We start from the raw sequence: 20645 nt of genomic DNA, 5'->3' as shown, positions 1-20645 counted from the left end.
GACGCTGGAAAGTGCGTTCAGTCCTCCCGCAGAGTCGCAAGGGCCTCCGCGAAAGCAGCTTCTCCACGACGGGCGCTCGCCGTGAGGCGACCGTCCGCGAGCACGACGACGCGGTCGGCGATCTCCGCCTCGCGCCGCAGATGGGTGGCGATGACGAGCGTGCGTCCAGCCGCCTGTTCCGCGAGCCGTGCCAGCACGTCCCGGGCGGTGGTGCCGTCGAGGCCCTCGGTCGGCTCGTCCAGCAGCCACAGCGGGGTGGGGCGCAGGAACAGCCGGGCCAGAGCGAGCCGTCGCGCCTGTCCGCCGGACAGGCCCAATGCGGCCTCGCCCAGTGAGCTATCCAGCCTCCGGGGCAAGGCCTCAATGACCTCGATCAAACCGGCTGCCCGGAGGGCGTCAAAGAGTTGAAAATCCTCGGCATCCGGCTTCGCGATGCGCAGATTTCCGCCGATCGTGTCTTGGAAGAGCTCGGTGCGCTGGGTCAGCAGCGTTGCGGGCAAGGCCTCCAGCCTCCCCGCCTCCAGGCCCGCCTCGCCGGCGATGGCCGCGATAAGGGTGGACTTGCCGGCGCCGCTCGCACCGATGAGCGCCACGCGCTCGCCCACGCCGATCGCGAGATCCGCGCCCAGCACGACCGGACGGATCGCTCCAGCAGGGGCGATGTCTGCTCCCGTCAGCCGGACCGCAACCCCCGGCCCGGGCGATGCCGGCGCGGCTTCGGGCTCCGTCGGCTTCAGGCGGGGGGCGATGCGGCCGGCGGCGACGAGCATCCGGCCGAACTCCACCACGCCGCGGCGCAGCGCGCCGAGCGGATCGAAGGCGGCGAGCGCGACCAGCAGCAGCAGCGCCGCCGCCGGGGCGTCGATTCGGTCGGCCTCGACGAGGTGCGCCGCCAGCACCAGCATAAGCGCCAGCAGCCCCGCTCCGCCAATGGCAAAGGCTGACGACATAAGGGTTTCGGCTCGATTCAGATCGTCGTCCGCCTGCTCCAGCCGGGCGTCTGCGGCGGCGATGGCGGCGCGCTGCGGGGTGAGGCGGCCGGTCATGGCGAGTTCGGTCTGGCCGGCCACCAGATCGATCGTGCGGGCGCGCAGCACCTCGAGCGCATGCGCGCGGCGGCGGGAGGGGCGGCGGGCGGCACGCAGACCGAGAGCCGGAACCAGCACGCCGAGACCGAGGACGATCAGTCCAAAAACGAGTCCAGTGTGGAGATCGATGAGTCCGATGAGGACGATGGAGGCAAGTGTGACCATCGCCGCCGCCGCAGCCGGCAGCAGCGCCCGCAGATAGAGCGAATCGAGCGCGTCGATGTCGAGGGTCAGCCGGAACAGCAGCCCCGCCGGACGATCGGCCAACCGGCCCGCCGCGCGCGGCGCCGCCCAGCCCCGGAACAGCCTCTCCCGCAGGCCGGCCAGCACCGCCAGCGTCGCATCATGCGTCACCAGCCGCTCGCCATAGCGCGCGCCCGTCCGGGTCAGCGCGGCGAGGCGGATGCCGGCGGAGGGGGCGAAGACGTCGAAGGCGAGCGCGGTGGCGCTCGACAGGCCGGCGATGGCGGTCGCGGTGATGAACCAGCCGGACAGCGCCAGCAGGCCGGTACCTGCGAGCAGCGTCAGCGCCGCCAGCAGGACGCCGCACAACAGGGGGCCGCGCCGTTCCGCGAGGAACAGGCGCAGCACGGCGAACAGCGAACGGGCGCTCCCTCGGCTTCCCCGGCTCATGCCGCGTCCTCCCTCGGCATGGCGGCGAGATGGATGACCCGGTCCATGCGCGCCGCCAACGCGGGATCATGCGTTGCGACCAGGAGGGTGCGGCCTTCCGCAAGGGAGAGCAACCCGCTTGTCACCTCGCGCGCCGTGGCGCTGTCGAGATGGGCGGTCGGCTCGTCGGCAAGGATCAGGCCCAGCGCGGGCGTGGCGGCGAGGCGGGCGAGCGCGAGGCGCATCCCTTCCCCGCCCGAGAGCCCGCGTCCGCCCTCGCCGATCGGAGCGGAACCGCGCCGCGACGCGACGCGGTCGAGTCGCACCGCATGGAGCGCGCGGCGCACCGCCTCCCGCCCGATGCCGGGCCGACCCAGCGTGACGTTTCCGGCAAGCGTACCCGCGAAGATGTGCGGCTGCTGGCCGATATAGCCCATGGTGGCGCGCAGCCGGGCGGCGTTCCCCTGCATCAGCGGCTCGCCGCCGATCAGGACGCGGCCGGATTCCGCGTGGGCAAGACCGGCGATGAGCGCGAGGATCGTCGACTTGCCCGCCCCGCTCGGGGCCAGCAACGCCACATGCTCGCCGGACGCGACGGTAAGGTCGATGCCGTCGAGCACCCGCTCCTTCGCGCCGGCATGGCGGAAGGTGACGTGTTCGAGGCGCACCCGCGGCGCGCCGGCAATGGCAGGCGCAGCGACCCCTTCGGCTTCCCCTACGTTGAGCATCCGCGCGCCGCCCTGCGCCAGTCCCTCCAGCGCGGCGCAGGCGGCCTGCCCCGCGGCCCGGTCGTGCCACGCAGCGGAGAGGTCGCGCAGCGGCTCGAAGAAGGCGGGGGCCAGCAGCAGCACGAAAAGCCCCTCGCGCAGCCCGAAGGCCTGTCCCCAGGTGCCGAAGGACAGCGTTCCGAGCAGATGGAACCCGACATAGACCGCGACCATCGCCACCCCGATGGCGGAGAACAGCTCCAACACCGCCGAGGACATGAAGGCGATGCGCAGCACCGCCATGGTGCGGCGGCGCAGGCTCTCGGCATCGGCCCGCAGCCGCCGGGCGGTAAGATCGACCGCACCGAGGCTGCGGATGGTGGCAAGGCCGCGCAGCCGATCGAGCAGGAAGGCGTTCATGCTGCCGAGCTCGACCAGTTGCCGCTCGCTGGCGGCCTGGGCGCGCCAGCCGATCAGCGCCATGAAGAGCGGGATCAGCGGGGCGCAGACCGCGAGGACCAGCGCCGCCGCCCAGGACAGCGGCAGCACGCAGGCGAGGATGGCAAGCGGAACCAGCGTTGCGCGCTGGCGCGCCGGCTGGAAACGGGACAGCCAGGGAACCATTGCCTCGGCCTGCTCGGCGACGACGCTGGCGGCAAGCCCGGAGGCCGGACGCTCCAGGTCGATCGGCGAGCGGGCGGCGAGCCGCTCCACCGCCGCCGCGCGCAGCCGCGACACCTCGGCACGCGCCACCCGGAAGGCCTTGCGTGCGCCTATCCCGTCCAGCGCCGCGCGCAACACGCCCAGAACGGCGATGCCGACGGCCGGCAGGAGCACGCTGTCCGCGCCCGCCCCTGCGGCGAGGCCGGCAATGGCGCCCGCCAGCAGGAAGGCCTGCGGCACCCAGACGAGGGAAGCCGCCACCTGCCACATGCCGGCGGCGCGAAGGCCTGGCACGAGAGGGTCGCGGCGGTGGGAGTTGGGTTCGCGACGAGACTTGCGCGCCGGGCGCGTGGCGGTGGGTTCCGCTCCGGTGTCGATCGCCGCCTGCTCCGGCGCATCATCCTTCACCCGCGCCATCATTCGTGCTCCGTCGCGGCGGAGGCCTTGCGGCGCCCGCGCCCGAGGGACAACAGCGCATCCTTGGTCTCCAGGATGCGGGTAATGCGGGCGCCGAGCCGCAACAACTGGGCGAGGCGATCGGTCTCCAGCCGCTTCACGTCGTCATACCAGGTGGTCAGTTGCTCGATGAGACCGTGCATCTGCGCCATGCGCGCCTGCGCGTGACGCTCCGCCTCGCTGCCGGGCTCCTCCAGCAGGATCTCGCGCAGCACCGAGAGCGTGGGATCGACCTCGCGCTTCTTCCGTTCCTCGGCCAGCGTGCGCAGGATCTGCCAGACATCGTCGGGGGTGGTGAAGAAATCGCGCCGGTCGTCGGGCCGGTGACGCGGCAAAGCGAGGTTCCACGCCTGCAATTCGCGCAGGCTCATCGAAACGTTGGAGCGGGAAATGCCGAGCTTCTCGACGATCTCGTCGGCGCAGAGCGGCTCCGGCGAGACGTAGAGCAGCGCATAGATCTGCCCCACCGTCCGGTTGATTCCCCAGCGGCTGCCCATCTCGCCGAAATGGAGCACGAAGGCCTGTATAAGCGGGGGCAGGTTCACGGAGTATCCAGTCCTACGGCAATTTCAGTAATTCGTGAAAATTAGAATACACGCAAACTGAATATCCGTAAGCCCCTCGACGGGCGTGAAGCCATGCAAAAAAGCAATGGACCCTTGCCGGATGGCGGCTGCGCGGCAGGGGTTTCGCGTCCGCTCCCCGGCATGTGCCTGCGGCGCCCGCAAGCCCTGCCTGTCGCCGTACACGAGCGGAACCAGACCTCGGCGGGAGAGAACGTCGGAAAATTATACCTTATTTGAATTGAATTTTAATTCGAATTTATATCTAAAGTACCACTTCGGAAGCTGGTGCTTCGAGAGGGAGACGCGAACATCATGGGTTGGAACGAGCGGGCCGCACGGATCCGGCGGGAACTCGCGCAATCCAAGAAGCGCGCAGGCTATCTGCCGGACGACAACCCCTATAAGGTCGCCCCGCGCTGGATGCCGATCTGGCTGGCACTTCTCGTCGCCGCCATCCTCCGCCCCAGCCCGCCGCGGCGCTGAGGCCCCGCCGCGGCCGCCTCGCCCCGAGCCCTCCGGCGACGCGACGTCTCGATTTTGCCGCCATCCCGGGCCTGTGTTCCGATGCACCGATCATTGCCGGAACCGGAGAGAGACGAGATGACTGCGATCCCGAGCTACACCCTCAATGACGGCACGACCCTGCCTGCCATCGGTTTCGGCACCTACAAGCTGAACGGGGCCGCCGGGGTCGAGGGCATCGTCCGGGCCATCGGCAACGGCTACCGCCTGCTCGATTCCGCCTTCAATTACGAGAATGAGGGCGCCGTGGGCGCGGCGGTGCGCAGCTCCGGCGTGCCCCGCGAGGCGCTCCGGGTTGTCTCCAAGCTGCCGGGACGGCACCAGCGCTATCAGGAGGCGCTCGCGACCATCGAGGAATCGGTCTATCGCACCGGTCTCGATTATCTCGACCTCTACCTCATCCACTGGCCCAACCCGAGCCAGAACCTCTATGTCGAGGCGTGGCAGGCCATGATCGAGGCGAAGAAGCGCGGGCTGCTACGCTCCATCGGGGTCTGCAACTTCCTGCCCGAGCATCTCGACCGCCTGACCGCCGAGACCGGGGTGACGCCGAGCGTCAACCAGATCGAGCTCCACCCCTATTTCCCGCAGGACGAGCAGCGCCGGGCGGACCGCGCGCGCGGCGTCCTCACCCAAGGGTGGAGCCCGCTCGGCCGCGCGAATGCGCTGCTGCACGACACCGTGCTCGGCGATATCGCGGCGCGGCTCGGGCGCTCGATTCCGCAGGTGATCCTGCGCTGGCATGTGGAGCTGGGCGTGCTGCCGCTGCCCAAGGCGGCCTCCTCCGAGCGGCAAATGGAGAACCTGTCCGTGTTCGACTTCTCGCTCTCGCAGGACGAGATGGCCGCCATTGCCGGCCTCTCCCGACCGGACGGGCGCATCGCCGACCAGGACCCGGCCCGCTACGAGGAATTCTGACGAGGCGCGCGGGACGTCTCGCGGCGGGACGCCTCGCGGCGGGGGACGCCGACCCGGCTGATTCGGCGCGTCCGGCGCAAGCGGCCCGTGCGCCTTCCACGGGTTTAGACGGTATCATGGTCAAGGATCGGTAAAGCCGGCGGCACCCATTAACCGGCTGTTAACCGAGATTAACCGAATCTCTCTCCTACCAGAGGAGATTCGAACGGTGCGTCCAGTCAGCCGATCCGGCCCATCCATCCGCTTCCGTGGTCGTTCCTTCGTCGCGATGACGCTCGTCGCCGACGCCTCCCTCCAGCTCTGGCTGGAGGATTTCGACGTCTGGCTGCAGCGCTCCCCCGGCTTCTTCACCGGCCGCACCGTCGTGCTGGACATGGCGGGCAACGCCGCCAACAAGGCCGAGGTCGAGCGCTGGATCGCCGAGCTCGCCGCCCGCGGCGTCCGGCTCGTCGGCCTCGAAGGGGTACGCCCCAGCATGGTCGACGCCTCCATGCCGCCGATCCTCAATGGCGGGCGCGACGTCTCGCTGGCCGGCCCGGTCACCTCGGTGGGCAAGGCTCCGCCCGCGCCGGAAGAGCCGCGCAAGCCCGCCGAGCCGGTCAACATGATCGTCGAGAGCCGGGTGCGCTCGGGCCAGTCGATCATGTGCCTGGAAGGCGACGTCACCATCATCGGTTCGGTCGCCTCGGGCGCCGAGATCATCGCCGGCGGCTCCATCCACGTCTACGGCACGCTCTCCGGGCGCGCCATCGCCGGGGCCACCTTCGGAACCAAGGCGCAGATCTTCTGCTCCCGCATGGAAGCCGAGCTCATCGCCGTGGACGGTGCCTACAAGACGGCCGAGGACCTCGACGGAGCCCTGCGGGGCCAGGCCGTGCGGGTCTGGATCGAGAACGACGCATTGCGGCTTGCCGCACTCTAATCACGGGGAACGGGACTCGCGTTCTCCGCCCCACCCCGGCAGGGGCGGGCGGCGCGGCCCAAGCAGCGGGACCAGGGCATGGCCAAGATCATCACAGTCACATCGGGGAAGGGCGGCGTCGGCAAGACCACCACGACGGCCGCCATCGGCGCCGCGCTGGCCCGCACGGGCGATCGCGTGGCCGTGGTCGACTTCGACGTCGGCCTGCGCAACCTCGACCTCGTCATGGGCGCCGAACGCCGCGTGGTGTTCGACCTCGTGAACGTGGTGCAGGGCGACGCCCGGCTGTCGCAGGCGCTCATCAAGGACAAGCGGGTCGACACCCTGTTCCTGCTGCCGGCCTCCCAGACCCGCGACAAGGACGCGCTCACCGAAGAGGGCGTGGACAAGGTGATCGCCGAGCTGTCCAGCCAGTTCGACTGGGTGATCTGCGACAGCCCGGCGGGCATCGAGCGCGGCGCGACCCTCGCCATGCGCCACGCCGACATCGCCATCGTGGTGACCAACCCGGAAGTCTCCTCGGTGCGCGACAGCGACCGGATCGTCGGCATCCTCGACGCCAAGACGTTGAAGGCCACCCGCGGCGAGACGGTGGACAAGCGCCTGCTGCTCACCCGCTACGACGCCGCCCGCGCCGCCCGCGGCGACATGCTGAACACCGCGGACGTGCTGGAGATCCTCTCCATCCCGCTGCTCGGCATCATCCCCGAGAGCCCGGACGTGCTGAAGGCCTCGAATTTCGGCGTGCCGGTCTCGATCAACGACCCCGCCAGCGCGCCGGCCAAGGCCTATATCGACGCCGCCCGCCGGCTGAAGGGCGAGGAACTCCCGGTGCAGGTGCCGACCGCTCCGCGCGGCGGCTTCCTGAGCAAGCTCCTCAGGAGGGCGGCATGAGCCTTTGGAACCGCTTCTTCTCCAGCAGCAGCAGCGCGCCGCAGGCCCGCGAGCGCCTGCAGATCCTGCTCTCCCATGAGCGCCAGGTGCTGGGGGGCGATGATCTGCTCTCCAGCCTGCGCGAGGACATCCTCGCCGTCGTCGCCAAGCGCGTGCCCTGCGACCGCGAGGCGGTGAAGGTACGGCTCGACAAGGGTTCGCCGCTCTCTATCCTCGAGATCGAGGTCGAGATCCGCGGCGAGGTCGCCTCACTCGGCCGCGCCGCCGCCTGACGGAAGATACCGAACCCCCGGCAACGCCCCCGCCCGCGCGGGGGCGCTTGCGTTTTCGAGGGATGGACGCGGAGACCGTGCCGCCCGCCACGCTTGCGCCGCGCCGCCCCGTCTCCGCCATCCCGGACAGCGGCCCGGCCGACCCTTGATCGCGTTCCCGCCCCCCTGTCGCCGCCTTCAGCACCGGGATGCGATCCCGTCCTGCGGCCAACCGCTTCGGACGACGCGCGCAAGCGGACGAGCGGGCAAGCGGCTGCGGGGCGGCGCGAGCGGCGACACGCGCAGGTGCTTCAGCCCTTCCGCCGGCCGCGCGCCCTGCCCGTCTCCAGCGGCACGGCGGCGGCGCGGAAATCGGCCCAGGGATCGGCGGCGAGATTGGCGAGGCGGGCGGGCGCGTTCCCCACCGTGTAGAACGACGGCGAGAGCGCATCGGTCAGCTCGCCCCAGGCGACGGGCATGGAAACTGCCGCCCCCACCCGGGCGCGGGTGGAATAGGGCGCCACGGCCGTCGCGCCGCGCCCGTTGCGCAGATAATCCACGAAGATGCGGCCCGGCCGCCGGGCCTTGGTCGCCACCGCGACGAAGCTGTCCGGGGTATCCTCCGCCATGTCGCTCGCCAACGCCTTGGCGAAAGCCTTCGCCTCGTCCCAGCCCGCCTTGGGCTTCAGCGGCGCAACCACATGCAGGCCCTTGCCGCCCGAGGTCTTGACGAAGGCGGCGAGCCCCTGCGCCTCCAGCCGCGCCTTCACCTCGCGCGCCCCCGCGATCATCGCCGGCCAGCCCACCTTCTCCCCTGGATCGAGGTCGAAGATCAGCATGTCGGGATGTTCCAGATCGGCCAGCCGCGCGCCCCAGGGGTGGATCTCCAGCACGCCGGACTGCACCAGCGCGATCAGCCCGTCGAGGTCGTCTATGGCCAGGATCGGCTCGCCGCCGGCATCCTTCGGATCGGCGACCTGACGGATCTTGCGGTTCATGCCGCGCCAGCCATGCTTCTGGAAGAAGCACTGCTTCGCCACCCCGTCCGGGCAGCGCAGCAAGGCCAGCGGGCGGGCGACGATGTAGGGCGCGATGGAGCGCCAGACCTCGCTGTAATAGGCGGCGAGACCTTCCTTGGTGATGCCGTCCTCGGGCCAGTAGATGCGGTCGGGATGGGTGAGCACCACGGAGCTGCGCGCGGCCGCCCTGGACGGGGCAGCCTTCGCCGGAGCGGCGTTGCCCACCCCCTCGGCCGGGCCGCCGGTTGCGGTTTCCGCCACCACATCGGCCGCCGCCTTGTCCTCGCGCAGCCCGCGAAAGGCGGCATGGCGGATATGGCCGGAACCGGTCCAGGCGCGGAATTCCACCTCGGCCACCAGCTCCGGCTTCACGAAATGCACGTCGGCGGCCTCGGCGCGGTCCAGCCGGTCGGCGAACGGGCTTTTCGCGACCTCCAGCGGCTCCAGCCGGGCGTGAAGGTCGCGCGCCATCCGGGCCGAATAGCCGGTGCCGACGCGCCCGACATGGCGCAGCCCGCCTTCCTCGTTCACGCCCATCACGAGCGAGCCGATGGCGTGCGGCGAGGTGGTGGAGGGCACGAAGCCGCCAATGACGAACTCCTGCCGGGCCGAGCATTTCGACTTCACCCAGCCCCGCCCGCGCCCCGAACGATAGGGCCCGTCCTTCAACTTGGAGACGACGCCTTCGAGACTGAGTCGGCAGGCATGGCGCAGCATCTGCCCGCCATCCTCCTCGAAGCTCTCGCTGTAGCGCAGCACGCTGCCTTCTGGCAGCAGGTCGCGCAACGCCTCCTTGCGCGCGGTGAGCGCGGCTCCCGTCAGGTCCCGACCGTCGCGATGGAGGCAGTCGAACAGGTAGTAGACGAAACGGTCGCTGCGCCCTTCCGAAAGATCGGCCTGCAGCGCCGAGAAATCGGATGCGCCGCCCGAGGTCTCGACCACGATCTCGCCATCCAGCAGCGCGTCCTCGACCGGCAGCGCGGCCAGCGCGGCGACGATGGCCTCGCCGAAGCGATGGGTCCAGTCGAGCCCGGTGCGGGTGAGCAGGCGCACCGCCGCATCGCCGCTGCGGGAATGGTCGATCCGCGCCTCGATGCGGTAGCCGTCGAACTTGATCTCATGCACCCAGCGCTCGCCGGAGGGGGGCTTGGGCACCAGCGTCGCGAGTTCCGGCGGCACGAAATCCGGCAACGGGGCAGCCTTCGCTCCCTTGAGCGGCTCCGCACTCGTGCCCGGCTTCGCACCCTTGCCCGGCTTGGGTGGCGCGACGGGCTTCGCTGCGCGGTCCGCTGCGGCACCCTTGCTCGTGCCACCCGTCGCGGTCGCTGCTCGCTTCACCTCGACGGTCGCGGCCACAGCGGCTCTGGTGCGCGAAGGCTTGCGGGTCGTGTCTTTCGCCGGTTTCGGCGCCGGTTCCGGCTGCGTCGGGCCGCCCTTTCCGCTATCCCAGGCGGCAGCCGGTGCGGCGGCGATCTCCGCGAGGCTGCGGCCGGTCTTCACCGAATCCGGCTGTTCCTCGAGAATGTCGGGCTGGTCGGGCGTGCGCGCCCATTCGTCCTCGCCCTTGATGAGCAGCCAGTTCTCGCGACTCTCCCCGGGCTTCCCATGCATCCGCACCAGATGCCAGCGTCCGTGCAGTTTCTCGCCCGTCAGCTCGAATTCGAGATGGCCCTTCTTCAGCGCCTTGTGCGGATCGCCGATCGGCCGCCATGAGCCGCGATCCCAGAGTTCGACGGTGCCGCCACCATACTGGCCTTTGGGAATGATACCCTCGAAGGTGCCATAATCGAGCGGATGGTCCTCGACATGCACCGCGAGGCGCTTCTCGCCGGGCACGAGGCTCGGCCCGCGCGTCACCGCCCAGCTCAGCAGCACGCCATCGAGTTCGAGCCGAAAATCGTAATGCAGCCGGCGGGCATCGTGCTTCTGGATGAGATAGGCGCCGGTGCCCAGACCGGCCGCCTCGTCGCGCGGCGCGGTGCCGGGACGGGCACCGGGACTTTTCATCCCGCTCGGTTCCGAAGTGATCCTGAAGTTGCGCTTGCGGCGATAGGTTTCCAGCGCCATGGCCCGTCCTCATCTCCACTAGCCGGCCTTGCGGCGGGGTGCGGCCTTTGCGGCCGCGCCGGCGCGGGAGGGGCGCGGGCGGACCTCCGCCTTGGTTCCGGCCGGGCGCTCGTCCGCCGCGCCGGTCTTCGCGCCATTCTTCCTTTCGGCCTGCGCCGCGGCCTTAGGTCGGGCTGCCTTTTTGCCGCCCTTCGCCGCCGTTCCGCCCTGCCCGGCACTGAGGCGCAGCGCCTCCATCAGGTCGACCACCTTCCCGGCGCGGCGTGGTTTGGCTTTGGGCAGGTCGCGCCCCTCGATCTTCGCGCGCACCAGTTCGGCCAGCGCCGCCTCGTAGCGGTCGTCGAAGGCCGCCGGGTCGAAGCGGCCCTTCTTCGTGGCGATTATGTGCTCGGCGAGCTCCAGCATCTCGCCACCGATCTTACGCGCCGGGATGTCGCGGAAGGCTTCGCGCGAGGAACGCACCTCGTAGTCATAGGACAGCGTGGTCGCGATCATGCCCGCCTCATGGGGGCGGATGAGCAGCGTGCGCACCCGGCGGAACAGCACGGTGCGGGCAAGCGCGGCCACCTTCTTGGCCGCCATGCCGGCGCGCAGCAGGTCGAACACCTCGTCTACGCCCGGCCCGGGGGCGAGGTAATAGGGTCGGTCGAAGAATACGTCATCGATCTGGCCGCAGGGGATGAAGTCGCCAATGTCGAGCATCTTGTCGCTCTCCGGCACGGCAGCAGCCACCTCTTCCGGCTCCAGCACGACGTAGCGGCCGGGAGAGACCTCGTAGCCCTTCACCTGATCGTCGCGCTCCACCACGCCGCCGGTGTCGCGGTCCACGAACTGGCGCTGCACCCGGTTGCCGGTCCGTCGGTTGATGGTGTGGAAGCTCACCCGATCCGCCGTGGAGACCGCCGTGAACAGGCCCACCGGACAGGTGAGCTCCGCCAGTCTGAGGAATCCCCGCCAGTTCGCGCGCGCCGCCATCTTCGCTCGCCCCCACCCATGAAGGTGATTCAACGCGAGGCCCGCCCGCGCGTTCCGCCGTTTCCTCCCTCGCGGGTGCCCTGCCGGTGAACCATGGCGGGGAACGGGGCGGCTGGCTATATAGCCGCCATGAGCAGCGACACCGCCGACACCCGCCCGCCCGCGCCCCGCGCCTCCCTCTTCGCGCCGGAGGAGGTGGAGCGCTATGCCCGCCACCTGGTGCTGCGCGAGATCGGCGGCCCCGGCCAGCAGAAGCTGAAGAAGGCGCGGGTCTTGGTCATCGGCGCCGGCGGGCTCGGTGCCCCGGCGCTGCTTTATCTCGCCGCCGCCGGTATCGGGCGGATCACGGTGATGGATGACGACGTCGTCTCGCTCTCAAACCTGCAGCGGCAGGTGATCCACACAACCGCAGGCGTCGACACGCCGAAGGGCGAGAGCGCCGCCCGCGCCATCGCCGCGCTGAACCCGCATGTCGAGGTGGAGGCGATCGCCGCGCGCATCTCGCCCGACACTGCGCTGGAGCGCATCGCCGCGGCGGATGTGGTGCTGGACGGTTCCGACAATTTCACCACGCGCTATCTGGTCAGCGACGCCTGCGTGCTGGCGAAGCGCCCGCTGGTGACCGCCGCGCTCGGCCGCTTCGATGCCACGGTGACGACGATCCGCGCCCATGAGAACGCGGCGGACGGCACGCCGAACCCGACCTATCGCTGCCTGTTCCCCGAGCCGCCGCCCGCGGGCACCGTGCCGAGCTGCGCGGAGGCCGGCATTCTCGGCGCGCTGGCGGGCATCGCCGGCTCGCTGATGGCGCTGGAAGCGATCCGCGCCATCGTCGGCTTCGGTGATGGGCTGGTGGGGCGGCTCCTGATGATCGATGCCCTCACCATGCGCTTCGAGACGCTGGACTATGGCTGGGATCCCGACAACCCGCTGACCGGCCGCGCGCCCAGCATCCACGATCTCGAACGCTACCGGCGCTGAGGCCCGGCCTCCTCATACAACCCCGGCGGTGCGCTGTACCAGTTGCCGCCCTTCAGCCCGGCCTCGTAGCCGAGGTCGAACAGAGCGTTCATATAGGTGCGGTCGAATACCGAATCCGGCGTCTTGTCGAAGCTCTCCGGGATGAAGCCGAGATTGAACGTGTAGTTGAAACGGCGGCTGAAGGTGTAGGCGTCGAGGACGGTGCCGTTGGTGTCCGACTTCATCAGCGTGTCGAAGGCCCGCACCGCGATGCGTAGCGTCGAGCGCTTGGACAGCTCGAATTCCGGCACGAACTTCTTGTTCAGCAGGATGTAGTAGCCGCGCCGCCCATTATGGACGAAAGCGCCGCTTTCGGCCGCCACCACCTTGGTCGGCACCGTGAGAACCTGCATGGTGGTGGCGCCGTCGACATGCATCTCCTCGAAGCGGCGGCCGTCGCGCTCGGTCTCGATCATCATCGGGGAGAAGGCGCCCGGAATGCTTGCCGAACCCACCAGCACGTCGCGGAACAGCTCCAGCGCCCGCGGATTGCCGCTGTCGGCGATGGCACCCATGTTCCACATCACGGGTCGCTGGGCGTCGAGATTGGTGGTGAGCACATAGAGGCGCCGGCCGGCGCGGTGCTGCTCGGCGATCGCGCGCAGCATCTCCCAGTCGCAATAGCGCGCCACCATCTCGCGCAGCGGATCGGTGCGGAACAGGCCTTCGCCGAAGAACCCCGTGATCGGATTGCCGGTGATGATGTCGCTGGCCGATGTCTCGGTATAAACCTTCCTCAGCTTCTCGTCATAGCTCGGGCCGAGAAAGGCGAAGGGCGCGATCAGGGCGCCGGTCGACACGCCGCTGACGATGGCGAAATCCGGCCTCTTGCCGGATCGGGTCCAGCCGTTCAGCAATCCCGCGCCATAGGCGCCGTCCTGCCCGCCGCCGGAAATCGCCAGAATATTGTAGTCGTTGATGCCCGCCCTTTGCTGTTTGTCGCGCAGGCGCGCGAGCATCGGCCGGAGTTCGGCAATGGAGGCGTCGGCCCAGATGCGCACGCCCGGAATGCCCATGGGATCGCCCAGCGAGGCATCCTCGGCCGTGTAAGGAATGCGGGGCAAGGCGGCGCACGCCGTCAGCGTGAGCACGCATACGAGAAGAAGGCCGGCACGCAGCCGGCGCACGAACGCAGGAACCATCGAAAGGGCCCGCCCCCATAAAACTGGACCGGCGCCACCCTATCACGCCGCCGATTTTGTGCTGTGGCGGCGGGGACACAGCCGGCACACGTGATTCGTGCGGCAGGCCCGGCACGCCCGGTCCGGCCGACCTCAGAGCATCGCCGCCAGCACTCGGTCCGGCGGGCGGTGGCCGTCCATGAAGGCCTGGATGTTGACGATGACCTTCTCGCCGGTCTCGATGCGTGCCTCGACGGTGGCCGAGCCCATATGCGGCAGCAGCACCACCTTGCCGGCGCGGGCCAGCTTGAGCAGCTTCGGGCTCACCGCCGGCTCGCGCTCGAACACGTCGAGCCCCGCACCCGCAAGCTCGCCGGTCTCGATCATCCGGGCGAGCGCGCTCTCGTCGATCACCTCGCCGCGCGCGGTGTTGACGATATAGGCGTCGCGCCGCACCAGCTTCAGCCGGCGGGCAGAGAGCAGGTGATAGGTCGCCGGCGTGTGCGGGCAGTTGACGGAGAGGATGTCCATCCGCGCCAGCATCTGGTCGAGGCTGTCCCAGTAGGTTGCCTCGAGTTCCTCCTCCACCTGCGGCGGCAAAGGGTGGCGGTTGTGGTAATGGATCTGCAGGCCGAAGGCACGCGCCCGCCGCGCCACCGCCTGACCGATGCGGCCCATGCCGATGATGCCGAGCCGTTTTCCCCAGATGCGGTGGCCGAGCATCCAGGTGGGCGACCAGCCGGGCCAGAAACCGTCATCCTGTGTCAGGATCGCGGCACCCTCGGTGAGGCGGCGCGGCACGGCGAGGATGAGCGCCATCGTCATGTCGGCGGTGTCCTCGGTCAGGACGCCGCGCGTATTGGTGACGGTGATGCCCCGCGCCATGGCGGCGGCGACGTCGATATGGTCGACGCCATTGCCGAAATTGGCGATCAGCTTGAAGTTGGGACCGGCCGAGGCCAGCACCTCGGCATCGATGCGATCGGTGATCGCCGGTACCAGCACATCCGCAACCGCGACCGCCTCGGCAAGCTGCGCTTGCGAGAGCGGCGTATCCTCGACATTGAGCCGGGCGTCGAACAATTCGCGCATCCGGGTCTCTATGGTGTCGGGGAGCTTGCGCGTGACGACCACCAGCGGCTTCTTGCGGGCCATGTTTTTCCCCGTCGCCTTCCCCATCGGCAATCAAGGTCCCGTTAACCGCGAGCCATCACACTCGCGCCGAGACCGGGGTTCATTACCAGACGGGTTGGGGAAAGACAAAACCGGGCATAAACGCCGCGGCCATGCGCCGTGGCGGGCCCGGTTCCGACGGTCGCGCCCCCTTCGCCTGGACGACGGAAGATGCAGACGATGCGCGACGACAGGCGCCGACAGGGGCACCTTTTCTCTTTCCATGGGAAGCCGGCCGCCCGTCGCGCCTTCGCGCGGCCCCGCCAACTCCTGCTCGGCCTCGGCGCGCTCGCGCTGGTCGTCTCGGCCGCGGCGCTGACCGAGGGCAGCTTCATCGCCTCGCCCGCCCACGCGCAGGACGCAGGCGCTGCCGCCGCCGACGGGCGGCAGACCGGTAAGGAAAGCGGCCAGCCGATTCCGCGATTCGTCAGTCTGAAGGCCGACAAGGTGAATGTGCGCGGCGGTCCGACCAAGGATCACGACGTGGCATGGGTCTTCACCCGCGCCGGCCTGCCGGTCGAGATCACCGCGGAATTCGAGAACTGGCGCCGCATCCGCGATTCGGAAGGCGCGGAAGGCTGGATCTACCATGCCATGCTATCGAGCCGGCGCACCGCGCTGGTCGGCTCATGGCTGAAGAAGGACGGCCCGGTTTCGCTGCACGCGCGGCGCAGCGGCGATTCGGACGTGAAGGCGCGGCTCGAATCCGGCGTGCTCGGCAACATCAAGGATTGCGACGGCCAATGGTGCCGCTTCTTCGGCGACGGCTTCGACGGCTTCATCCAGCAGGAAAAGCTGTGGGGCGTCTATCCCGGCGAGAAGGTGGACTGAGGACGCGCCATCGCCTCATGGAGCGAATGGCGAATGAAAAAGGGCCGGTCCTTCGACCGGCCCTTTTTCATGTGATCGCGAAAGCGGCGTTCCGCAGCCCTCAGGACGCAGCCCTCTCAGGCCCGGCGTGCTCAGGACCGGCGCTTGGGGCGCAGGCGCACCACGACGTCGACGCGGGCGATCTCGTAACCTTCGGGCGCCTCCGGCACGCGCTCCACCTCGACCGCCGTGCTCGGAATGTCGACGAGGTTGTTCTCGCCCTCGACGAAGAAATGATGGTGATCGGAGGGGTTGGTGTCGAAGTAGGTCTTCGACCCGTCCACCGCCAGCTCCCGCAGCAGCCCGACTTCGGTGAACTGGTGCAGCGTGTTGTAGACGGTGGCCAGCGAAACCGGGAAGCGCGCCTTGATGGCTTCCTCGTGCAGAATTTCAGCGGAGACGTGGCGGTCACCCTTGGCGAAGAGCAGCCAGCCGAGCGCGAGGCGCTGGCGGGTGGGACGCAAGCCGACGTCACGCAGCATGTGCCGCACGTCATGGAAGGGGCAGCCGGTACGGCTGGTGCCGGCCGAGTCGCGCAGCCGCGCGATCGGAAGCACGGGCTCCTGATCATCGACGACCATACGCGGGATCGCCATCTGCACGGTCCGAACAGTCTCGCTCATTTCACATTCCGGGATCAGGCCACCGTCACGCGTCTCGGCGTCCGCGAGGGCATCCGACGTCGTGACGTCCTATCATATAGTTACGCCATGTCCTTTCGCCAAAGCGTCGGGCAGGCGTCATGTTCGCTGGCATATTATCCCGGCCCCTTCCCCTGCCGCAAGTCGAACGGGACTAAACAGGAATGTTTCCAATCTCCTGACCTTCGGGGAGTACGGATCGCCCCGTATGAAGGTGCGCGCCCACGCCGTCCCGGCCCTTCCGGACTTGACACGCCGTCCCCGGCGGGGCTTACGCAAGCCTGCTTTGAGCACGGGGGGGCCTGTGTTAGGAAGCGCTGCGGCCGGCATGAGCCGCCCGGCCCGGTCGGTGATGACCCGCGGTGCCCGGCGATGAAATACGAAAGTGACGTAGGGAAGATGGTCGAGCGTCGGTCGAGCTTTGAATATGAGGATCTCCTCGCCTGCGGACGGGGCGAACTCTTCGGACCGGGCAATGCGCAGCTGCCGCTGCCGCCCATGCTGATGTTCGACCGCATCACCGAGATCTCGGACAATGGCGGCCCGCACGGCAAGGGCCATGTGCGGGCGGAGCTCGACGTGAAGCCGGACCTCTGGTTCTTCCCGGTCCACTTCCAGGGCGACCCGGTGATGCCCGGCTGCCTCGGCCTCGACGCCATGTGGCAGCTCGTCGGCTTCCATCTCGGCTGGCTCGGCGCCGCGGGCCGCGGGCGCGCGCTCGGCCTCGGCGAGCTGAAGTTCACGGGCCAGGTGCTGCCGACCATGAAGAAAGTGGTGTACGGCATCGACTTCAAGCGCGTGATGCGCTCCAAGCTGGTGCTCGGCATCGCCGATGGCTGGCTGGAGGCCGATGGCGAGGTGATCTACCGCGCCAGCGACCTCAAGGTCGGCCTGTTCCAGACCTGACATTCCGGCCGGCGCGGCTCCCGCCGCACGGCCCGCACCATCCGGCGCCCGCCGGCGCCGCGGCACGGGCCTTGCGGCCTTGTGCAGTCCGGCTCCCGGTGCCATCTGCCGGGGGCGTCCCCGTTCAGGCGGGACCCGGCAGCGGCGGGATCGTGCATCCCCCCGTCGGAGCCCTGTGCTTAAGGAAAGGAAGCCTATGCGCCGCGTCGTCGTCACCGGTATGGGCATCGTCTCGTCGATCGGCAACTCCACGCAGGAGGTTCTCGCCTCCCTGCGCGAGGGCAAGAGCGGCATCACCCGCGCCGACCGCTATGCCGAACTCGGCTTCCGCAGCCAGGTCCACGGCGCCCCGCAGCTCGACGCCAGCGAGATCGTCGATCGCCGCGCCATGCGCTTCCACGGCGGCGGCACCGCCTGGAACCATGTCGCGATGGAACAGGCCATCCGCGATTCCGGCCTGGAGGAGAACGAGATCTCCAACGAGCGCACCGGCCTCGTGATGGGCTCGGGCGGCTCCTCCACCCGCACCATCGTCGAAGCCGCCGACATCACGCGCAAGAACAACAGCCCCAAGCGCGTCGGCCCCTTCGCCGTGCCCAAGGCGATGAGCTCGACCGCCTCGGCCACGCTCTCCACCTGGTTCAAGATCAAGGGCGCGAGCTATTCGATCTCGGCGGCCTGCGCGACCACCAATATCTGCATCGGCAACGCGGCCGAGCTGATCCAGTACGGCAAGCAGGACATCGTCTTCGCCGGCGGCTGCGAGGATCTGGACTGGACGCTCTCCTGCCTGTTCGACGCCATGGGCGCGATGTCCTCGGACTATAACGACCGCCCCGCCGTCGCTTCCCGCCCCTATGACAAGAACCGCGACGGCTTCGTGATCTCCGGCGGCGCGGGCGTCCTCGTGCTGGAGGAGCTGGAGCACGCAAAGGCCCGCGGCGCTCGGATCTATGCCGAGATCGTCGGCTACGGCACCTCCTCCGACGGCTCCGACATGGTCGCCCCCTCCGGCGAGGGCGCGGCACGGGCGATGCGCCTCGCCATGGCCGGCGTGAAGGGTCCGATCGACTACATCAACCCGCACGCCACCTCGACCCCGGTCGGCGACCTCAAGGAGATCGAGGCGATCCGCGCGGTGTTCGGCGCCGACTGCCCGCCCATCTCCGCCACCAAGTCGCTCACCGGCCACTCGCAGGGCGCCACCGGCGTGCACGAGGCGATCTACTCCATCCTGATGATGCAGAACGGCTTCATCTCCGCGAGCGCGCATATCGAGGAGATCGACCCGGCCTTCGCCGACATGCCGATCCTGCGCGAGCGGGCGGACAACGTGCATCTCGGCCGCGTGCTGTCGAACGGCTTCGGCTTCGGCGGGGCCAATGCCGTGCTCGTGCTCCAGCATCCCGACGCGTGATCGCGCGCGCCAGCCAACAGCACCCCGTCGGGGAAGGAACGGCCATGAGTCTCATGAACGGCAAGCGCGGCGTGGTGATGGGCGTCGCCAATGACCACTCCATCGCCTGGGGCATCGCCAAGACGCTGGCCGCGCAGGGCGCCGAGCTGGCCTTCACCTATCAGGGCGAGGCGCTCGGCCGCCGGGTCAAGCCGCTGGCGGAAAGCCTCGGCAGCGACACCGTGCTGCCCTGCGACGTCGAGGATCTCGAGTCCGTCGATGCCCTCTTCGCCCAGCTCGCCGAAAAGTGGGGCTCGATCGACTTCCTGGTCCACGCCATCGGCTTTTCCGACAAGAACGAGCTGAAGGGCCGCTATGCCGACACCACGCGGGCGAACTTCACCCGCACCATGGTGATCTCCTGCTTCTCCTTCACCGAGCTCGCCAAACGCGCGGCGGCGATCATGCCCGATGGCGGCTCGCTGATCACGCTCACCTATGGCGGCTCCACGCGGGTGATGCCGAACTACAATGTGATGGGCGTCGCCAAAGCCGCGCTGGAAGCCAGCGTGCGCTACCTCGCCGCCGATTACGGCCCGCAAGGCATCCGCGTGAACGCGATCTCCGCCGGCCCGATCCGCACGCTGGCCGGCGCGGGCATCGCCGATGCGCGCCTCATGTTCAACTACCAGAAGCGCCACGCCCCGCTGCGCCGGACCGTGACCCTCGACGAGGTCGGCGGCGCCGCGCTCTACCTCACTTCCGACCTGTCCACCGGGGTCACCGGCGAGGTGCATTTCGTCGATTCCGGCTACAACATCATCTCCATGCCGCATCCCGACGCGCTGAAGACGATGGAAGACGCTGAGGCGCCCCTCACGGACGGCCCCGTCGCCGCCGCCTGACGGGCATCCCGCACCCCTGATGCAGAACGGCCGGGCAGTGCCCGGCCGTTTCGTTGAACGCGAAGGGGCAGCGGTTCGGAAAAGGCTGCCGTTCAGTCGCGCGGCAACGCCAGCCGGTAGCTGTGGCAGGGATAGACGCCAAGGATGCGCAGCTCCTTGGAGAAGAAGGCCAGTTCCTCGAGGGCGAAACGCAAGGCCGGCTGGTCGGGGTGGCCCTCGACGTCGGCATAGAACTGCGTTGCCTGGAAAGCGCCGTCGAGCTGGTAGGATTCCAGCTTGGTCATGTTCACGCCATTGGTGGCGAAGCCGCCCATCGCCTTGTAGAGCGCGGCCGGCACGTTGCGCACGCGGAACACGAAGGTCGTCATGGTCGGGCCGCTGTCGAGCGGCGCCCAGTCCGCCTCGCGCGCCAGCACGAGAAAGCGCGTGGTGTTGTGAGCCTCGTCCTCGATGTTCTCGGCGATGATGTCGAGCCCGTAGATCTCGGCGGCGAGGCGCGGGCAGATCGCGCCGCGCGTCGGGTCGCCGGCCTCCGCGATCTCGCGCGCCGAGCCCGCCGTGTCGGCGCCCACGATGGCGGTGAGGCCCAGCTTGCGGATGATGTTGCGGCACTGGCCGAGCGCCATCACATGGCTCTGCACGCTCTTCACCGTGGCGAGGCTCGCGCCCTTCACCGCCGCGAGCTGGTGGCTGAGCGGCAGGAAATACTCGCCGATGATGTTGAGGCCCGAAGTCGGCATCAGATGATGGATGTCGGCGACGCGGCCGGCCACCGAGTTCTCGATCGGGATCATGCCGAGGTCGGCTTCCCCGTTCTGCAGGGCGGCGAAGGCGTCCTCGAAGGTGGCGCAGGGCACCGGCTCCATGTCGGGATAGGCCTCCCGGCAGGCGATGTGCGAATTGGCTCCGGGCTCGCCCTGGAACACGATGGAGTTGCGCCTCGTCATCTCGTC

The 20645-nt window shown here is 69.2% G+C and carries 19 protein-coding genes; 10 read left to right on the top strand and 9 right to left on the bottom strand.

Annotated features, from left to right (window positions below; genetic code table 11):
• Positions 1-17: 17 nt before the first annotated feature.
• Genes MWN34_RS09455 through MWN34_RS09445 form a run of 3 tightly spaced genes read right to left on the bottom strand, consistent with a single transcriptional unit; the run spans position 18 to position 4071 of the window.
• Positions 18-1721, bottom strand: a complete 1704-nt coding sequence (locus MWN34_RS09455; RefSeq protein WP_247028736.1) for an amino acid ABC transporter ATP-binding/permease protein — start codon at positions 1719-1721, stop codon at positions 18-20.
• A complete protein-coding gene (gene cydD, locus MWN34_RS09450; protein WP_247028735.1) occupies positions 1718-3490 on the bottom strand; it encodes a thiol reductant ABC exporter subunit CydD in 1773 nt (590 codons plus the stop codon). The genes MWN34_RS09455 and cydD overlap by 4 nt, the downstream gene beginning before the upstream one ends.
• Positions 3487-4071 (bottom strand): GbsR/MarR family transcriptional regulator, encoded by a 585-nt coding sequence (locus MWN34_RS09445; RefSeq protein WP_247028734.1) that lies wholly within the window; start codon positions 4069-4071, stop codon positions 3487-3489. The genes cydD and MWN34_RS09445 overlap by 4 nt, the downstream gene beginning before the upstream one ends.
• Positions 4072-4404: 333 nt before the next feature.
• Between MWN34_RS09445 and MWN34_RS09440 the strand changes: the two genes are divergently transcribed.
• The 5 genes from MWN34_RS09440 (at position 4405) to minE (ending at position 7620) form a co-directional block, all read left to right on the top strand.
• Complete coding sequence (locus MWN34_RS09440) at positions 4405-4575, top strand: hypothetical protein (RefSeq protein ID WP_247028732.1); 171 nt, start codon at positions 4405-4407, stop codon at positions 4573-4575.
• A gap of 117 nt (positions 4576-4692) precedes the next feature.
• Entirely contained in the window at positions 4693-5532 is an 840-nt protein-coding gene (locus MWN34_RS09435) for an aldo/keto reductase (RefSeq protein WP_247028731.1), read from the top strand.
• 208 nt (positions 5533-5740) lie between these two features.
• Positions 5741-6454, top strand: coding sequence for a septum site-determining protein MinC (minC, locus tag MWN34_RS09430; RefSeq protein ID WP_247028730.1), 714 nt, complete (start codon positions 5741-5743; stop codon positions 6452-6454).
• Between the two features lie 78 nt (positions 6455-6532).
• Complete coding sequence (gene minD / locus MWN34_RS09425) at positions 6533-7348, top strand: septum site-determining protein MinD (RefSeq protein ID WP_247028729.1); 816 nt, start codon at positions 6533-6535, stop codon at positions 7346-7348.
• Positions 7345-7620 carry a cell division topological specificity factor MinE gene (minE, locus tag MWN34_RS09420; RefSeq protein ID WP_247028728.1) on the top strand — a complete coding sequence of 92 codons (276 nt, stop codon included), beginning with the start codon at positions 7345-7347 and terminating at the stop codon, positions 7618-7620. Before minD ends, minE begins: the two co-directional genes overlap by 4 nt.
• 290 nt (positions 7621-7910) lie before the next feature.
• Here minE and ligD read toward each other — a convergent pair whose 3' ends face one another.
• Together ligD and ku are read right to left on the bottom strand one after the other, a co-directional pair.
• Complete coding sequence (ligD, locus tag MWN34_RS09415; RefSeq protein WP_247028727.1) at positions 7911-10685, bottom strand: DNA ligase D; 2775 nt, start codon at positions 10683-10685, stop codon at positions 7911-7913.
• A gap of 18 nt (positions 10686-10703) precedes the next feature.
• The gene (gene ku / locus MWN34_RS09410; protein WP_247028726.1) at positions 10704-11660 is read right to left on the bottom strand and encodes a non-homologous end joining protein Ku; all 957 of its coding nucleotides are present in this window, start codon (positions 11658-11660) and stop codon (positions 10704-10706) included.
• Positions 11661-11789: 129 nt separating this feature from the next.
• Here ku and MWN34_RS09405 point away from each other — a divergent pair, with 129 nt between their 5' ends.
• On the top strand, positions 11790-12641 hold the full coding sequence (locus MWN34_RS09405) for a HesA/MoeB/ThiF family protein (RefSeq protein ID WP_247028725.1): 852 nt from the start codon (positions 11790-11792) through the stop codon (positions 12639-12641).
• Here the strand turns inward: MWN34_RS09405 and MWN34_RS09400 are convergent.
• Positions 12629-13822 carry a patatin-like phospholipase family protein gene (locus tag MWN34_RS09400; protein ID WP_247028724.1) on the bottom strand — a complete coding sequence of 398 codons (1194 nt, stop codon included), beginning with the start codon at positions 13820-13822 and terminating at the stop codon, positions 12629-12631. The genes MWN34_RS09405 and MWN34_RS09400 overlap by 13 nt on opposite strands.
• Positions 13823-13954: 132 nt before the next feature.
• A complete protein-coding gene (locus tag MWN34_RS09395; protein ID WP_247028722.1) occupies positions 13955-14956 on the bottom strand; it encodes a 2-hydroxyacid dehydrogenase in 1002 nt (333 codons plus the stop codon).
• Between the two features lie 198 nt (positions 14957-15154).
• On the opposite strand from MWN34_RS09395, the gene MWN34_RS09390 reads away from it, so the two are divergent.
• Entirely contained in the window at positions 15155-15805 is a 651-nt protein-coding gene (locus MWN34_RS09390; RefSeq protein WP_247028721.1) for an SH3 domain-containing protein, read from the top strand.
• A gap of 131 nt (positions 15806-15936) precedes the next feature.
• On the opposite strand, the gene irrA is transcribed toward MWN34_RS09390, so the two are convergent.
• Positions 15937-16467, bottom strand: a complete 531-nt coding sequence (gene irrA, locus MWN34_RS09385) for an iron response transcriptional regulator IrrA (protein ID WP_425532079.1) — start codon at positions 16465-16467, stop codon at positions 15937-15939.
• A 417-nt stretch (positions 16468-16884) separates the two neighbouring features.
• On the opposite strand from irrA, the gene fabA reads away from it, so the two are divergent.
• The 3 genes from fabA to fabI all read left to right on the top strand — a co-directional run bounded on the left by fabA (position 16885) and on the right by fabI (position 19692).
• Positions 16885-17391 (top strand): 3-hydroxyacyl-[acyl-carrier-protein] dehydratase FabA, encoded by a 507-nt coding sequence (gene fabA, locus MWN34_RS09380; protein ID WP_247028857.1) that lies wholly within the window; start codon positions 16885-16887, stop codon positions 17389-17391.
• Between the two features lie 196 nt (positions 17392-17587).
• A complete protein-coding gene (gene fabB, locus MWN34_RS09375; RefSeq protein ID WP_247028719.1) occupies positions 17588-18808 on the top strand; it encodes a beta-ketoacyl-ACP synthase I in 1221 nt (406 codons plus the stop codon).
• A gap of 44 nt (positions 18809-18852) precedes the next feature.
• The gene (fabI, locus tag MWN34_RS09370; protein ID WP_247028717.1) at positions 18853-19692 is read left to right on the top strand and encodes an enoyl-ACP reductase FabI; all 840 of its coding nucleotides are present in this window, start codon (positions 18853-18855) and stop codon (positions 19690-19692) included.
• Between the two features lie 92 nt (positions 19693-19784).
• Here the strand turns inward: fabI and MWN34_RS09365 are convergent, their stop codons facing one another.
• Positions 19785-20639 carry a prephenate dehydratase gene (locus MWN34_RS09365; RefSeq protein WP_247028716.1) on the bottom strand — a complete coding sequence of 285 codons (855 nt, stop codon included), beginning with the start codon at positions 20637-20639 and terminating at the stop codon, positions 19785-19787.
• Positions 20640-20645: the final 6 nt, after the last annotated feature.

Source organism: Ancylobacter crimeensis (genome assembly GCF_023016805.1).
Classification (GTDB): Bacteria; Pseudomonadota; Alphaproteobacteria; order Rhizobiales; family Xanthobacteraceae; genus Ancylobacter; species Ancylobacter crimeensis.
Note: the sequence above shows the minus strand (reverse complement) of the source record. Positions and strands in the feature narration are given on the sequence as shown.

Coding starts and splice junctions, on each gene's coding strand:
- MWN34_RS09455 (WP_247028736.1), bottom strand. CDS start 1,721: ATGAGCCGGGGAAGCCGAGGGAGCGCCCGTTCGCTGTTCGCCGTGCTG.
- cydD (WP_247028735.1), bottom strand. CDS start 3,490: ATGATGGCGCGGGTGAAGGATGATGCGCCGGAGCAGGCGGCGATCGAC.
- MWN34_RS09440 (WP_247028732.1), top strand. CDS start 4,405: ATGGGTTGGAACGAGCGGGCCGCACGGATCCGGCGGGAACTCGCGCAA.
- MWN34_RS09435 (WP_247028731.1), top strand. CDS start 4,693: ATGACTGCGATCCCGAGCTACACCCTCAATGACGGCACGACCCTGCCT.
- minD (WP_247028729.1), top strand. CDS start 6,533: ATGGCCAAGATCATCACAGTCACATCGGGGAAGGGCGGCGTCGGCAAG.
- minE (WP_247028728.1), top strand. CDS start 7,345: ATGAGCCTTTGGAACCGCTTCTTCTCCAGCAGCAGCAGCGCGCCGCAG.
- ligD (WP_247028727.1), bottom strand. CDS start 10,685: ATGGCGCTGGAAACCTATCGCCGCAAGCGCAACTTCAGGATCACTTCG.
- ku (WP_247028726.1), bottom strand. CDS start 11,660: ATGGCGGCGCGCGCGAACTGGCGGGGATTCCTCAGACTGGCGGAGCTC.
- MWN34_RS09405 (WP_247028725.1), top strand. CDS start 11,790: ATGAGCAGCGACACCGCCGACACCCGCCCGCCCGCGCCCCGCGCCTCC.
- MWN34_RS09400 (WP_247028724.1), bottom strand. CDS start 13,822: ATGGTTCCTGCGTTCGTGCGCCGGCTGCGTGCCGGCCTTCTTCTCGTA.
- MWN34_RS09395 (WP_247028722.1), bottom strand. CDS start 14,956: ATGGCCCGCAAGAAGCCGCTGGTGGTCGTCACGCGCAAGCTCCCCGAC.
- MWN34_RS09390 (WP_247028721.1), top strand. CDS start 15,155: ATGCGCGACGACAGGCGCCGACAGGGGCACCTTTTCTCTTTCCATGGG.
- irrA (WP_425532079.1), bottom strand. CDS start 16,467: ATGAGCGAGACTGTTCGGACCGTGCAGATGGCGATCCCGCGTATGGTC.
- fabA (WP_247028857.1), top strand. CDS start 16,885: ATGGTCGAGCGTCGGTCGAGCTTTGAATATGAGGATCTCCTCGCCTGC.
- fabB (WP_247028719.1), top strand. CDS start 17,588: ATGCGCCGCGTCGTCGTCACCGGTATGGGCATCGTCTCGTCGATCGGC.
- fabI (WP_247028717.1), top strand. CDS start 18,853: ATGAGTCTCATGAACGGCAAGCGCGGCGTGGTGATGGGCGTCGCCAAT.
- MWN34_RS09365 (WP_247028716.1), bottom strand. CDS start 20,639: ATGACGAGGCGCAACTCCATCGTGTTCCAGGGCGAGCCCGGAGCCAAT.